Source organism: Prevotella scopos JCM 17725 (genome assembly GCF_018127785.1).
Taxonomy (GTDB): domain Bacteria; phylum Bacteroidota; class Bacteroidia; order Bacteroidales; family Bacteroidaceae; genus Prevotella; species Prevotella scopos.
Map to the genome: position 1 here is coordinate 1,493,042 of NZ_CP072390.1, position 14,826 is coordinate 1,507,867.

Annotated in this window: 9 protein-coding genes; 4 read left to right on the forward strand and 5 right to left on the reverse strand. The window is 44.1% G+C overall.

The window, feature by feature from the left end; translation table 11 throughout:
- Positions 1-93: 93 nt before the first annotated feature.
- The 4 genes from J4856_RS11615 to dut are packed head-to-tail and all read right to left on the reverse strand — an operon-like array spanning position 94 to position 5,222.
- Positions 94-2,118, reverse strand: coding sequence for a murein hydrolase activator EnvC family protein (locus tag J4856_RS11615; protein ID WP_065367700.1), 2,025 nt, complete (start codon positions 2,116-2,118; stop codon positions 94-96).
- Positions 2,119-3,030 carry a lipoprotein insertase outer membrane protein LolB1 gene (lolB1, locus tag J4856_RS11620; RefSeq protein ID WP_025837754.1) on the reverse strand — a complete coding sequence of 304 codons (912 nt, stop codon included), beginning with the start codon at positions 3,028-3,030 and terminating at the stop codon, positions 2,119-2,121.
- Positions 3,027-4,763 carry a tetratricopeptide repeat protein gene (locus J4856_RS11625; RefSeq protein WP_025837752.1) on the reverse strand — a complete coding sequence of 579 codons (1,737 nt, stop codon included), beginning with the start codon at positions 4,761-4,763 and terminating at the stop codon, positions 3,027-3,029. Before J4856_RS11625 ends, lolB1 begins: the two co-directional genes overlap by 4 nt.
- A gap of 21 nt (positions 4,764-4,784) precedes the next feature.
- Positions 4,785-5,222 carry a dUTP diphosphatase gene (gene dut / locus J4856_RS11630; protein WP_025837751.1) on the reverse strand — a complete coding sequence of 146 codons (438 nt, stop codon included), beginning with the start codon at positions 5,220-5,222 and terminating at the stop codon, positions 4,785-4,787.
- A 182-nt stretch (positions 5,223-5,404) separates the two neighbouring features.
- Between dut and dgt the strand changes: the two genes are divergently transcribed.
- The 3 genes from dgt (at position 5,405) to J4856_RS11645 (ending at position 11,654) form a co-directional block, all read left to right on the forward strand.
- Positions 5,405-6,742, forward strand: coding sequence for a dGTP triphosphohydrolase (gene dgt, locus J4856_RS11635; RefSeq protein ID WP_065367699.1), 1,338 nt, complete (start codon positions 5,405-5,407; stop codon positions 6,740-6,742).
- Positions 6,743-7,011: 269 nt separating this feature from the next.
- A complete protein-coding gene (locus J4856_RS11640) occupies positions 7,012-8,007 on the forward strand; it encodes a YqiA/YcfP family alpha/beta fold hydrolase (protein ID WP_065367698.1) in 996 nt (331 codons plus the stop codon).
- 266 nt (positions 8,008-8,273) lie between these two features.
- The gene (locus tag J4856_RS11645) at positions 8,274-11,654 is read left to right on the forward strand and encodes a DEAD/DEAH box helicase (RefSeq protein WP_065367697.1); all 3,381 of its coding nucleotides are present in this window, start codon (positions 8,274-8,276) and stop codon (positions 11,652-11,654) included.
- A gap of 183 nt (positions 11,655-11,837) precedes the next feature.
- Here J4856_RS11645 and J4856_RS11650 read toward each other — a convergent pair whose 3' ends face one another.
- Positions 11,838-12,326, reverse strand: coding sequence for a hypothetical protein (locus J4856_RS11650; protein ID WP_025837749.1), 489 nt, complete (start codon positions 12,324-12,326; stop codon positions 11,838-11,840).
- A gap of 632 nt (positions 12,327-12,958) precedes the next feature.
- On the opposite strand from J4856_RS11650, the gene argS reads away from it, so the two are divergent.
- Positions 12,959-14,779 (forward strand): arginine--tRNA ligase, encoded by a 1,821-nt coding sequence (gene argS / locus J4856_RS11655; RefSeq protein WP_025837747.1) that lies wholly within the window; start codon positions 12,959-12,961, stop codon positions 14,777-14,779.
- Positions 14,780-14,826 lie beyond the last annotated feature (47 nt).

Consider the following 14,826-nt stretch of genomic DNA (forward strand, 5'->3'; position numbering starts at 1 on the left):
TATTTCATTTGAGTTAAGACAACGATATTACACGATAAGAAGTATCATTGCTTAAAACCCAATTAATCTACATCTGTAAGACTGCCCGTTTTATCAGCGTAACCACTGCTCAGGGTTCAGCTTAGCCGTCTCCTTACGCAATTGGAACTGGAGAATACCATTCCTACCAACGGTTCCGATAGTCTGTCCTGTACCAACCTTCTGACCCTTGCTGACACCAACAGAGCCCAAGTTAGCATAGACTGTGATATAAATACCATGACGAATCATCACAACACTCATACCTCCTGCCATGAAGACACCGCTCACCTCGCCCATAAAGACACTGCGAACAGCACTACCAGGAGCACCCTTGATATTGATACCATCATTGTTCAAACGGATATTTGACATACCAGCCACATTGTATTGACCAAAGTGGCTAACAATCTGACCCGACAATGGCATTGGCAATCTACCACGATTATTGGCAAAGCTACCAGTTATTGCACGGTCTGCAGAGCTGAGCATATCGTTGCTTTCAGCCGCAGATACCCTTGCTGCTTCAGCCTCACGGGCAGCACGTTCACGGTCAGCATCAGCCTTACGCTCAGCAGCCACACGATTTGCCTCAGCCTCACGTGCCATCTGGTCGGCACGAGCCTTCTCAGCAGCAGCTCGAGCTTCAGCCTTTTCCTGTGCAGCTTTAGCAGCAGCTTCCTGCTCTTCAGCCTTACGGATAGCACGCTCACGAGCGGCAGCACGTTCCTTCTGCAAAGCTTCTTGACGTGCCTTTTCTGCAGCAGCTCTGGCAGCAGTAGCACGAGCAGCAGCTTCCTGACGCGCCTTCTCGGCAGCCTCAGCAGCAGCACGAGCGGCAGCCTTGGCCTTTGCTTCACGCTCCTTTGCCTCAGCAATACGCCGAGCATTCTCACGAGCAGCAGCTTCTGCAGCAGCTTTCTTTCGTGCTAACTCCTCAGCACGTTTCTTTGCAGCGGCAGCACGAGCGGCAGCCTGCGCTTTGGCTTCCGCTATTGCACGTTCACGTGCCTTTTGTATTTCTATCTGAATGAGTCGGTCAATCTGTGCATTCAATGCCTGTTGCTGTTGACGACGTTGTGCGATAACGCCCTGCAACACCTTCTGATCATTCTGTAAAGAAGTAACCACTGTCTGCTGTTCAATGCGCTTACGCTCCATCTGCGCATGTACCTGACGATCTTTATAGAGAAGATTGCTCTTATTGACACGCACCTGCTTCAACTGTGTATGCTTCTCATCAACCTGCATCTGCTTAGCCTTTAGCTGTTCTCCCTGCGCACGCTGGTAGGCAGCATACTCACGTACAAAACGAAGACGACGATACATCTGTGTCAGGTTCTTGGCAGAGAAGATAAACATCAACTTGTCTTGAATACCTCGATGACGCGCCATATAACGCATTGAACGAATGAAACGAGCACGACGCTCGCCCAACTGCGCTTCAAGTGAAGACAGCTGACCTTTCAGAATACCGATATTCGAATCCAGGCCTTTGATATCTGTAGCAATGGTATCTATCGTTTTCTGATGTTGGCCAATTTCAGTATCAAGACGGACAATCTTCTGCAGACGGTCATCAACGTCCTTCTGCTTTACTTTCATCTCCTCTTCGTGTTGTGAAATCTCTTTTTGTAGCTGTAGATTCTGTTGCTGCAGCCCCTTAATTTCTTCTGTTGTCACGTAGGCTGGTCCCTTTGCACCTTTCTTACCCATACGAGTATTGCGTACGACGGCTTTACCACGAACAACTTGTTGACCCTTCACGAGAGTTTGTTGTCCCTTGACTTGCGCCTGTTGACCATTGAGAACTTGCTGCTGTTGCACCTTGCCTCGTTGTTGTTTGCCCTTAACTTGGGTTTGAGGCTGTATAGCCTCAACAACCTGCTTCTTACCTTTTGCGTTAGCTGCAGGCGTTGTCTGTTGCTTGTTATTAAGTGCATCAACAGCTTTATTACCCTTTCCACGGACAGTAGTCTTGGTTTCAACGAGTTGGGTAACATCTGTTTTATGCTGTCTTCTACGCTTTCGAGAATGCTGAGCCGAAATCGTCAGCACACATACGATAGACAAGATGAATAATAAAGAAATACGTTTCATTTAAAAATTCATTAGTTTACCGAGGATATCCTCTACGCTTACTTTAGTGTACTTTTCTGATGGTGTGGTGAGAACTTCCCAATCACTGGCATCGCTGAAACTCTCAAGATCAAAGTTGGCTTTAAGCGTCTTTGATGGTTTTTGTCCAATCTTTGGGGTATTAATGGTCAATGCCTGACTTGCAGGGAACAGCTTTGAACCGAACGCCTTGAAGTTATCGTAAGTCCATGAGAGTTTTGAAGCTCCATGCGCATTACTATTATAGGTAACAGTTGTCAGGACAATCTGATTATTCTTAGGATTAACAGACCACTTATAATCCATCTTTCCATCCTTAAGACCTACCAATGTCGTTTCCCCTTCCTGCGCCTTACTTTCGTCAACAGTAAACTGTGAGAGGTCAGCTTCGCTCACCTTTTGCTGGCGTGGAATGAACACTTGGTTCCAGAATAGCGATTGTAAAGAATAGAAGTTAATACCATTATCACGCAAGAAACCCACCTCATCGTAGCTTGCCTTTACATATTGTTTATGGATGCGGTCAATGAAGAGGACGTAATCCTTTGCAAACTCTATACGTCCTACCTCGCTACGAAGAATCGGAATCAGCAACTGCAAACGAATAACCTCATCTTTACGCATACGTAAGATGCCAGGGACTGTAATGTCCTTGTGACCATCGTTGAGTGTGAACGTGAGATTTGATACAAGGTTCTTTTGATAAAGAGCATTATCAGCAATACGCTGCATGAAAACCATACTCTCCATCTTGTTATCCTTTACGACTGGTGTCGCTGGCTGTGTAGTTTTATTTTCCTGTACAGGCTTTTGCTGCACTACAGCTTTCTTAGTACCGCATGATGCCACGAGAAGGGTAGTCATGCCTACAAGTAATATCTTTGTCTTCTTCATTCTGCTATGTATTTCTTTAATTGTATCTTCTTTTTCAATGTCGCACTATCATTTCCTGCCTTGAGCGCTTGCTGCCAAAAGTCAAGTGCCTTTCCTATATCACCTGTCTGAGCATAGATATCACCAACGTGTTCCTTAACAACATTGCTGAGTGTTGAGTCATTTCGAATTGCTTGTTCGATATATATTTTAGCCTCTTCGTAGCGCTTCTGCTGGAAAAGTATCCATGCGTATGTATCGAGAAAAGTACTGTTATTAGGCTCGGCCTTAATGGTCTTATAGCTCATCTCCTCTGCTTTAGCGAGGTTGTCATTTGCCTGACTGAGGTAATAGGCATAGTTGTTCAATGCAAGCACATTATCTGGTTTCCACTGCAAACAACTGTCATAGGCTTGAAAAGCTTCTTTATTAAGTCCTTTCTCATGCAGGATATCACCCATGATACCGTAGATGTCCGACACAATACTTGGGTCACTGTCTGGCTTTATCTGCCCTACTCCCTTTCGGTAAGTCTCCAATGCGGCGTTGTTGTCGTGCTTATGGAACTGAGCCATCCCTTGGAAGTAATAGAATAATATCTCATCTGGGTTGTACTCAATGGCAGGACGGCAGATAGCAATTACCTTATCGTAGTCGTGTGTGTCCCAAATATTCTGTATAAGGGCTATCCTTGCACTCGAATTATCAGGTTCTATCTCTATTGCCCGTTCGTAGACTCGAGTGATGTCAGGCTTTGGCAACTTGAGAAAAGACATGTATGCAGCTTTAAGCATATAGATGTCAGCATTCTCTTGGGGCACAGCTAAGGCCTCAGAGAAGAGTCTCAACACCTCAGTACTGTCTGGATTATTATCCTTCTGACTGCTTGCAATAACCTGACGGAGCAACTCTAACTTCAAAGTCTGCGCCGTCTTCGGAGATTGCAACAGCTCCCGTAGGATCGTCTTTACGCTTGCCTTGTCACCAATATTATTATAGTAATCCATCATGGAGACCTTGGCAAGCGAGTTGTCAGGGTCTTCCTTCAGTACTTCACGATACTTTTGAAGTGCCTCTTTCTTCTTTCCATTCTGCAAAAGCCAGTTACCGAACATCACACGATAGTTGAGATTAAGCGGATTACCATCAACAAGTGACTTCAACTCATCATACTCCTTGCGCTTTTCACCCATCTGTTCGTAGATTTGCATCTTACTAAGTGCAATCTGCTCGTTGGTACCCTCTAATGTCTCCATGCGTTCCAAGCATTTAATCATCATCTTGTACTCATTCTGCGAACCATAGAGTTGATAGAGAATTTGCAGTACATCCGAACGTGTCTTATTGAACTCGTAAAGACGTTCAAAGGCTTTTATAGCATTTGGATAGTCTTTTTGCGTCACATAAAGCTTTCCTAACTTCTCCTGATAAACGGAGTTCTCGGGGTCAAGACTTGCCGCCTTCTCAAAGTATTCACGTGCCAGCTTATCATTCTTCATACTGACATAATAAGCTGCAAGCTGATGATAAACCTCTGCAGCCTGTGGATTAAGGTCATGTGCATGGCGCAAAAGGTCATAAGCAGCCGTAAGGTTGCCCATATCCTGCTGTCGTAAAGCCTCAAGGAAGAAGTAATTATAGTTTTGAAGGCTATCCTTTCGGTCAGCATGTATCGCCAATGAGCCACCCAGCAAAACAAGCGCAAAGAGGGTACGGCGCATCGTTATAACTTTAAAAATATCGTTATTAAACATCTATTATTTCTTTCTTTTTCTTTACTTCACACCCGTATGACCGTATCCACCTTCCCCACGTTCGGTCTCGTCGAGTACTTCTACCTCAACAAACTCTGCCTTTTCGTGGCGTGCAATGACCATCTGTGCAATACGTTCGCCATCGTTGATTGTGAAAGATTCGTCTGAGAAGTTGATAAGCAGTACCATGATTTCGCCACGATAGTCGGCATCAATCGTGCCAGGAGAGTTGAGAACAGTCAGTCCATGCTTCAAAGCAAGACCGCTACGAGGGCGCACCTGTGCTTCAAAACCTACTGGAAGTGCGATATAAAGCCCCGTAGGGATGAGTCTTCTTTCCATTGGTCGCAGTACAATTGGTGCATTGATATTAGCGCGAAGGTCCATCCCCGCACTCTGAGAAGTAGCATAAACAGGAAGCTGCTGATGCCCTTTATTGATTACTTTTATCTGTGTCATTGCCATATAATAAGGTACAAAATTAAGCATTTAAAGCCACATTCATACATTTTATGAGGTAAAAAACTTGTTTTTAGCCAATTTTAATTACTTTTGTGTGTAGCTAAGCAACCCCTATTATATCAAAAACAGAATTCATCAACACCCAACACTCAACACCCAACGCCCAATAAACATTATCAATGAACTGGCAACAACTCATATCCAATAAGCGTCTCGGACAGGAAGAACGACACGCCCTTCGACACGATGACCGCTCTGAATTCAAACGTGACAGCGACCGATTGATTTATTCTGCGCCGTTCCGTCGATTACAAAACAAGACACAGGTTTTCCCTCTTCCTGGTAGCGTCTTTGTACACAACCGCCTGACTCACTCCTTGGAAGTAGCTTCCTTAGGTAAGTCCTTAGGTGATGATGTGGCAAGAAGACTCATCGAGAGACATTCAGAATTGCGTGGCACGCTCTTTGAAGAGATCGGAACCATCGTGCAGACTGCGTGTTATGCCCATGATATGGGTAACCCTCCCTTTGGTCATAGCGGTGAGAAAGCCATCCAAGCCTTCTTCACAGAAGGGTCAGGGACCTGCTTAAAGGATAAGGTTAGTCCTCATTTCTGGGAAGACATCACCCATTTTGAAGGTAATGCAAATGCCTTCCGATTGTTGACTCATCGTTTCTTAGGCCGTAGAGAGGGTGGTTTCGTGATGACATATAGCACGCTGGCGAGTATCGTAAAGTACCCTTTTAGCTCTACCTATGCGGGCAAACATGGGAAATTCGGTTTCTTTGCTACAGAAGAAGAGACTTATAAAAAAATTGCTGACGAGTTAGGTATCTTGAAAAAGGATAGTTCGGAGACAGGTATCCGTTATGTTCGGCATCCGCTGGTATATCTTATGGAAGCTGCAGACGATATCTGTTACGAGATAATGGATATCGAAGACTCACACAAGCTCAAGCTTTTATCCTTTGAAGAGACGGCTGATTTGCTCCTTGGCTTCTTCGATGAAGAAACAAGAAAGAGTATCCGAAAGCGTATAGAGGAGGAAGGCGTGACCGACAAGAACGAACAAGTGGTTTATTTCCGTGCCTGTGCTGTTGGACTATTGGAAGCAGAATGCGTCAATGTCTTTGTTGAACACGAGGACGAGATACTCAACGGAACTTTTGAAGGGTCGCTCATCAAGCATATTTCCGAGCTTCCTAGAAAGGCTTACAAACACTGTGCAGAGGTTTCCGTAGATAGGATTTATCGTAGCAAAACGGTTCTCGACGTCGAGTTATCAGGCTATAAGATTATGGAGACCTTGATGGAAGCACTCATCGGTGCTGCTGTTGAACCCGAACATTTCCACAGCCAGCAACTCATCCGACGCTTCTCAAGTCAGTATGACATCCAGAGTCCGTGCCTTGAAACACGTATCATGGCTGTCTTGGACTTCATCAGCGGAATGACTGATATCTATGCACTCGACATCTATCAGAAGATAAATGGTATTAGTTTACCACTGATATAGGGAAGCCTCCCCCGCCCCCTCCGAAAGGAGGGGAGTGCAAAAAAGAGAGGGAGATTACGAGTATTCAACTATGCGATAGCATTCTCTCTACTTTAAAGAAGGCTTAAGAATATTCACTTCGAGGAGACTTTGAATGGCTTTTAATAAAGAAAATGAGGATAAAGAAAACCCAAAAGACATTCGTCTTAACTCCATTTCACTCCTTCAACGCCTTTAACTCCTAAGTTTCCTTCCCTCCCTTTCACTCCTTCAACTTCCAAATAGAAACAATGGAAAATCAATATAAAAAGACCTTTCCTGACCTCATGGTAGGAAAGAAAATTATTTATGTTCACGGCTTCATGTCAGCCGGTTCAAGTCATACGGTACAGATTCTGAGGGACTATATGCCTGAAGCAACTGTCATTGCACCCGACCTCCCCATACATCCAGAGGAAGCGATGGAGTTATTACGCAACCTCGTTGAAACTGAAAAGCCCGACCTCATCATTGGCACATCAATGGGAGGTATGTACACCGAGATGCTTTATGGTGTTGACCGCATCTGCGTGAATCCTGCTTTTCAAATGGGAGCAACCATCAGCGAGACGAATATGATGGGTAAACAGGTATTCCAAAATCCACGACAAGATGGCGTACAAGAGGTTATCGTGACCAAAGCATTGGTAAAGGAATACAAAGAGATAACTGAAAAATGCTTCTCACAAGTGACAGAGGAAGAGCAGCAACACGTCTTCGGGCTCTTTGGTGATGCTGATCCCGTTGTCCATACCTTCGACCTTTTCAATGAACATTATCCTCAAGCGATTCGTTTTCATGGTGAACACCGACTCATAGAGAAGGCTATTTACCACTACCTAATGCCCGTCATCCGATGGATTGACGACCGTCAGGAAGTTCGCGAACGTCGTACGGTACTCATTGACCAGAACACCCTCGCTGATGGATATGGTAAACCGAAATCAAGTTTGAATAAAGCTTACGAGTTCTTACTTGATAACTATAATGTATTCTTCGTGTGCCCTGCACCTACCAACACCCCATCAGCCTTGACCGAACAGCAGGCATGGATTGAGGATGCTTTCAGCGCACCAGCGTGGAACCATACCATCTTTACCAACCAACCTCAACTTCTCTATGGCGACTACTTCATCAGTAGTACTGAACACGATGACTTCCTCGGGACAAGCCTACTTTTCGGTAGCGAAGAGTTCAAGACTTGGGAGGAAATTATCACTTTCTTTGAACGCTTGGGAGGACAGTAAGCGAGCGAAAAGACTCACTTCTGTGAATTATTTTCATGAAAAGAAATATTTTTCATCGTGAAAAGAAATATTTATTTTCATGAAAAGAAATTCTTCTTTTCATGAAAATAATTCGCAACAATAGGCTTTTTACAATAAAGAACGCTCACAACCAACTGATAACAAAGCAATAACACCCACTCAAAACATAACCCAACGAATTAGTTCCCACACATAGTATAAAAACAATTCTTCTTTATTAAGAGGACTGGGGAAACATTATCATAATGGCACACGAACTATTCTCACGTATCGCTGACATCCTTTCGGCACCTTCTGAAGCGCAGGCTCTTATCATGCACGAGACACTCGTCATCGCTTGTCACGAAGGATTGAAAAACACCCGACATGGTTTCGGCAACCTTTCTTCACAAGTTGAATCGCTCTGCAGACAGTATAACATAGCCCCACAAGATATTGTAGCAATACAGAAAATGCGCCGACACAGCAACTCGAACGCCCCCATCCTTCCCGAAGATGTGGCTTACGACTGCCGTGCCTTGGCTATTTTCGTTTCTGCTGTTGTACAAGAAGCTATCCCCTCTTTCCTCGTCGGCAAGATTCCTGCACACGGACGCATCACAGAGAACATTCAGATTGCGAATTATCGTTACATCCGATGTATCGTAAGAGAGTGGAACGATAGTATCATTCAAGTAGTCGTGACCAATCAAGATAGTAGCGAAGAGCTCCTAACGGTCGATTATATGGACACGCCAGAGTATGTTGACTTTAGCTATCTGCGGACGTTGTTACGCGAAGGGATGCAGTTGAATCTTCTTGATTGTACGGTCACCCGAAAGAAAGTCGTACCACGTCTTATCGTTGTAGAACCTGATTACCTGATTGACATCTCCACCATTGCCAATTGTTTTGAAAGTTACGGACACCATCCGTTGCTTTTCATCGTCAACCGACTTAGCCCTCGCACCACTAACAAGCATTTTGTGTTAGGTAACTTCGCTGGTTCTGCCCTCGATGACATCATCAATCATTCAACAGGATACGACATCAAAGAGACCTTTCGTTCTAACTTCAGAGAGAAGGCATTAGACTTTGCCACCTGTCCCGACTTTGATGCGGTAGCCTTCAAACTGGAGGCTGAGCGACAAGTGGAGAATATGAAGGAGATCGTTGACGACATCTTCCGCACCTTCGATCGTGAGAAAGCTATCCTTGAGCCGTCTTTCGTATGCGAACGATTGGGGATACAGGGTCGTGTAGATTTGATGACAACCGACTTAAAACTACTTGTTGAACAGAAGTCGGGCAAGAATATCTTTATTGAACGCAAATTCAAGAATGCACATGGTTCCATCCACATGGAAAAGCATTACGTGCAGTTACTACTCTACTATGGTATTCTGCAATATAACTTCCAGCTGAGTCCGAAGAATGCGCACATCCAACTCATGTATTCCAAGTATCCTCTACCTGACGGATTGCTCGAAGTGGAACCGCTGCAAACACTGATTCGTGAGGCCATCCGCTTCCGTAATCAAGCCGTAGCAACAGAGTTTTGGATGGCAGAAAATGGATTTCAAAGAGTGTTACCATTGCTTACACCACAGACACTGAACACTGAGAAGCAGCATGATAACTTCTACAACACCTACCTCTTACCACCACTCACATCGACATTATTACCTCTTCACCAGCTCAACGACCTTGAACGAGCTTATTTCACACGGATGATGACCTTTGTCATAAAAGAGCAACTCGTTGGGAAAGTGGGCGCACAAGAGGGCGTGGGCAATAGTAGTTCTGACCTCTGGAATATGCCCTTGCCTGAGAAGAAGGAAACAGGAAACATCTATACAGGACTGACAATCACGGAGAAAGAGCGTAGCAACTCTTTCAATGGCTACGACACGATAACGCTATCCGTACCTCAGCAGGGCGAAGATTTCCTCCCTAACTTTCGCCGTGGCGACATGATTTATCTCTATGCATACAAGAAGAACGAGATGCCTGACGTAAGAAAGAGTATTCTTTTCAAAGGATCATTGCAAGAAATACATAGCGACAGCATTGTGGTACACCTCAATGACGGACAGCAAAACCCTGACCTTATCAGTGGTGATTACTTCGCTATTGAGCACGCTGGCAGTGATATCGGTGGAACATCAGCCATCCGTAGCCTCTATACCTTCATCACTTCAAATGAAGAACGCCGTCAGTTGCTCTTGGGACAGCGTACACCACGCACCGATAAGACTCTCACCTTATCTCGCAGCTACCATCCCGATTATGATGAAATCATCTTGAAAGCAAAGCAGGCACAGGATTATTTCCTTCTTATCGGTCCTCCTGGAACTGGCAAAACCTCACAAGCCCTGCAATTCCTTGTGCGTGAACAGTTGGCAGAAAAGTCCAAAGCTCAAAGTTCAAAGTCCAAAGCTCAAAGTTCAATCCTTCTCTTGGCTTATACGAATCGTGCTGTTGACGAAATTTGTAATATGCTAACAGAGAACGAACTGGATTATATCCGCATTGGCAATGAGTTCAGTTGTGACCCGAAATATAGTGAGCATTTATTGAAGGAAGTGATAGATGACAACGCAACCCTCAACAGCATAAAGTCAACCTTAGCAGATACTCGAATTGTTGTAGCCACAACCTCAACAATGAACAGCAATGCTGCACTCTTTAATATCAAGCATTTCGACCTCGCCATCATTGATGAAGCAAGTCAAATATTAGAACCAAATATCATTGGATTACTTTCTACCCGACATGCAGAAAGGCGTGCAATAGAGCGCTTTGTATTGATAGGCGATCATAAGCAATTACCTGCAGTTGTGCAACAGAGTGATACAGAAGTGGTTGTTGAAGATGAAACGCTAAGAAACATTCATCTTTACTCTTGCGCAAACTCTCTCTTTGAGCGCCTTATCCTCACCGAGAGGGCTGCTGGACGTACGGATTTTATTGGTACGCTACACAAACAAGGAAGAATGCACCCAGCCATAGCCGACTTTGCCAACCGCAAGTTCTACGCAAAGGAGCAATTAGAATGTGTACCATTAGCACATCAGACTGAACAAGCATTAGCATATAACGAAGCAAGCGAAGATGCGACAGACGACCTTTTGAAGGCACATCGTATGATTTTCATTCCTTCAAAGCCATGTCGACAACTGAATATTTCAGAGAAGGTTAACACAGAGGAAGCACGTATCATCACTGACCTGCTAAGGCGTTTACACCGACAACTCGGCAACGATTTTGCCCCACAGAAGTCTGTTGGCGTCATCGTTCCTTACCGTAATCAGATTGCTATGATACGAAAGGAGATTGAGAAGCTTGGAATTCCCGAATTAGAGGAAATCAGCATCGATACGGTTGAGCGCTATCAGGGTAGCCAACGTGACATCATTCTCTACTCTTTCACCATCCAAAGCCGCTATCAACTCGACTTCCTCACCGCCAACACTTTCTACGAAGATGGTCAACCCATCGACCGTAAACTGAATGTTGCCATCACAAGAGCTCGCAAACAGTTGATTCTTACAGGTAATGAGCCAACATTAAGACAAAATCAAATCTTCGCAGAACTCATTGATTATATCAAAGAGAAGGGTGGATATTATGCAGAAAAGGCATAATCTGAACAAGAGGGAATTTACAAACAAGACACACGTTTTCATCTTTTCTCCCTTATCATCTCCTTAACGCGCAGTAGGAAAAGCAAAAAATAAAAGGAGATTGTACCAGAAATATCATTGGTAGAACCTGATACTCTGGCACAATCTCCTTTTATAATTTCTTTTGAAAAAACTAATGAGACTTTAATACAAGCCCTGCCTATGTGCCCAATCAATCGCACCTTGATGCGTTGTCATCTTTACGTTCTTATAGTTTCCCTCTATTGTACGAGTTGCTGTACCTTCTTTCCAAATATATTTATAACGGAGTTCTATCTCATTTGCACCCGTCTTGAGAAGATAAACATAACTTCCCTTCTGGAAGAAATGGTCATCATACCTATACAAACCACCAACGACAGAACCACCAGCTACCCAATCACCGCCCTTTGTTAAGTCAACAATCTTTCCTGCCTGGCTCTTAGGAATAGAGAAACCAACAAATTTACCTGAGATACCCAATGGATAGTTGACACCGATTTCACCTCCAAAATCACTGTAAAGAACAGGACTTATCCCATTGTTTACATCATTGTCATCATCACTACCGCAAGCACTAAGGCTAAAACACATTACCAATGCAAAAACACTGGCTACAAGGGCATAAGTCCACTTCTGAATACTTTTACGCATATGATCTATTTTTTATAGTTAATCTAATCGCAAAGATAGCGTAAACATTGCAAATAAACAAGAAATAAAACTACTTTTCAACAGAACTCAACATACATAAATACAAAACTTTACAACTAAAAGTGAGCATTATAGCCGATAAAACTTAAATCATATAATCCTCTATTATCATCGTTTTAAACTTAAAAAAGTAAGCGCCTACATCGAATAACCATTAATTACTTTTTAACAGTATGACTCTTTTTTAACAACAAGTTGATATCTCCCCCATCATATATTGCATGGCGATTAGCGCTCAACACCATTGGTGTTAAGCCTCCGCACCATTGGTGCTGGGCATGAACACCGATGGTGTTGATGCCTAAACACCACTTCACAGACAATCAACATGACAGCAATCTATCGTTAGAAAGGACTTACACAACCGACTATTAGCCTTGGTCATAATCTATTACTACATCACCATTTTGCCTTAAAAGTAATCATAATTATGAATTCTGAATTATAAATTATGAATTAAAACCAATCATAATTATGAATTATGAATTATGAATTATGAATTAACCCCTCTCCTCCTGCCGTTATTCGGCTGATTTTCCGTAACTTTGCAGGCAGATAAAAAGAAACAAAAGATGAAGATAGAAGAGCAAATTACCGTTGCTGCACTTGCAGCTGTAAAGGAATTGTATGGAACAGAAGTTCCTGAAAAGATGATTCAGCTGCAGAAGACACGCAGCGACTTCGAGGGTAACCTCACACTCGTCACCTTCCCATTGCTGAAGACTTCACGCAAGAAGCCTGAAGATACGGCACAGGATTTAGGTGAATACCTGAAGAAAAACTGTAAGGCTGTGGCTGACTTCAACGTTGTAAAGGGTTTCCTCAACCTCGTTATTGCGCAGGCAGCATGGACAGAGCTGTTGAATGATATCAACGCTGACGAGAAGTTTGGCGAGAAGCGTGTGACAGACGAGAGTCCATTGGTGATGATCGAATACTCTTCACCTAACACCAACAAACCACTTCACCTCGGTCACGTTCGTAACAACCTACTTGGTTGGTCATTGGCACAGATTATGGAGGCTAATGGTAACAAGGTGGTTAAGACGAATATCGTTAATGACCGTGGTATCCACATCTGTAAGTCTATGTTAGCTTGGCTAAAGTGGGGCAATGGTATCACACCAGAGCAGGCTGGCAAGAAAGGCGACCACTTGATTGGTGACTTCTACGTACTCTTCGACAAGCACTACAAAGAGGAGTGCAAGCAGTTGCAAGAGCAATATGAGAAGGAGGGATTGACGGCCGAAGAGGCAAAGGAAAAGGCTGAACACGAGGCTCCACTGATTAAGGAGGCACACGATATGCTCGTGAAGTGGGAAGCTAACGACCCAGAGATTCGTGCTTTGTGGGAGAAGATGAACAACTGGGTATATGCTGGTTTCGACGAGACTTACAAGGCATTAGGCGTTGGTTTCGATAAGATCTACTACGAATCAAGCACCTATCTTGCTGGTAAGAAGAAGGTAGAAGAGGGTCTTGAGAAGGGACTTTTCATCCGTAAGGAAGACAACTCTGTATGGGCTGACCTCACCAACGAGGGCTTAGATCAGAAGCTCTTGTTGCGTAAGGATGGTACATCGGTTTATATGACACAAGATATTGGTACGGCAGAGATGCGTTTCAACGACTTCCCTATCGACAAGATGATTTATGTCGTTGGTAACGAGCAGAACTATCATTTCCAGGTTCTCTCTATCCTCTTGGACCGTTTAGGCTTCAAGTGGGGTAAAGACCTCGTACACTTCTCATACGGTATGGTTGAATTGCCAAATGGTAAGATGAAGAGTCGTGAGGGAACAGTGGTTGATGCAGACGACCTTGTTGCATCAATGATTGAGAATGCAAAGAGTCTTAGCGAGGATAAGGTAAACAAACTCGAAGGTATCACAGAGGAAGAGAAGAACGAGATTGCTCGTATCGTGGGTATGGGTGCCTTGAAGTACTTCATCCTTAAAGTTGATGCGCGCAAGAATATGCTCTTCAACCCAGAGGAGTCTATCGACTTCAATGGTAACACAGGACCATTCATCCAATATACTTACGCACGTATCCGCAGTATCCTTCGTAAGGCTGAGGCACAGAACATCACCTTGCCAGCATCACTTAACGACGATGCTCCACTCAATGAGAAGGAGATTGCACTCATCCAGAAGCTCAATGACTTCGGTGCTGCAGTTGCACAGGCTGGTATTGACTATAGCCCAAGTGGTATTGCAAACTATTGCTATGAGTTAACTAAGGAGTTCAACCAGTTCTATCATGACTACAGCATCCTCAACGCTGACACTGAAGCAGAGAAGATTACCCGCCTTGTGATTGCCAAGAACGTGGCTAAGGTCATCAAGAATGGTATGGCATTACTCGGTATTGAAGTGCCTGAGAGGATGTAGCCCCACCCCGACCCTCCCCGAAAGGGGAGGGAGGCAAATAGGATAAG

Bases quoted from the DNA above. Each gene is read 5' to 3' on its own strand.
- J4856_RS11615 (WP_065367700.1), bottom strand. From the start codon at position 2,118: ATGAAACGTATTTCTTTATTATTCATCTTGTCTATCGTATGTGTGCTG.
- lolB1 (WP_025837754.1), bottom strand. From the start codon at position 3,030: ATGAAGAAGACAAAGATATTACTTGTAGGCATGACTACCCTTCTCGTG.
- J4856_RS11625 (WP_025837752.1), bottom strand. From the start codon at position 4,763: ATGTTTAATAACGATATTTTTAAAGTTATAACGATGCGCCGTACCCTC.
- dut (WP_025837751.1), bottom strand. From the start codon at position 5,222: ATGACACAGATAAAAGTAATCAATAAAGGGCATCAGCAGCTTCCTGTT.
- dgt (WP_065367699.1), top strand. From the start codon at position 5,405: ATGAACTGGCAACAACTCATATCCAATAAGCGTCTCGGACAGGAAGAA.
- J4856_RS11640 (WP_065367698.1), top strand. From the start codon at position 7,012: ATGGAAAATCAATATAAAAAGACCTTTCCTGACCTCATGGTAGGAAAG.
- J4856_RS11645 (WP_065367697.1), top strand. From the start codon at position 8,274: ATGGCACACGAACTATTCTCACGTATCGCTGACATCCTTTCGGCACCT.
- J4856_RS11650 (WP_025837749.1), bottom strand. From the start codon at position 12,326: ATGCGTAAAAGTATTCAGAAGTGGACTTATGCCCTTGTAGCCAGTGTT.
- argS (WP_025837747.1), top strand. From the start codon at position 12,959: ATGAAGATAGAAGAGCAAATTACCGTTGCTGCACTTGCAGCTGTAAAG.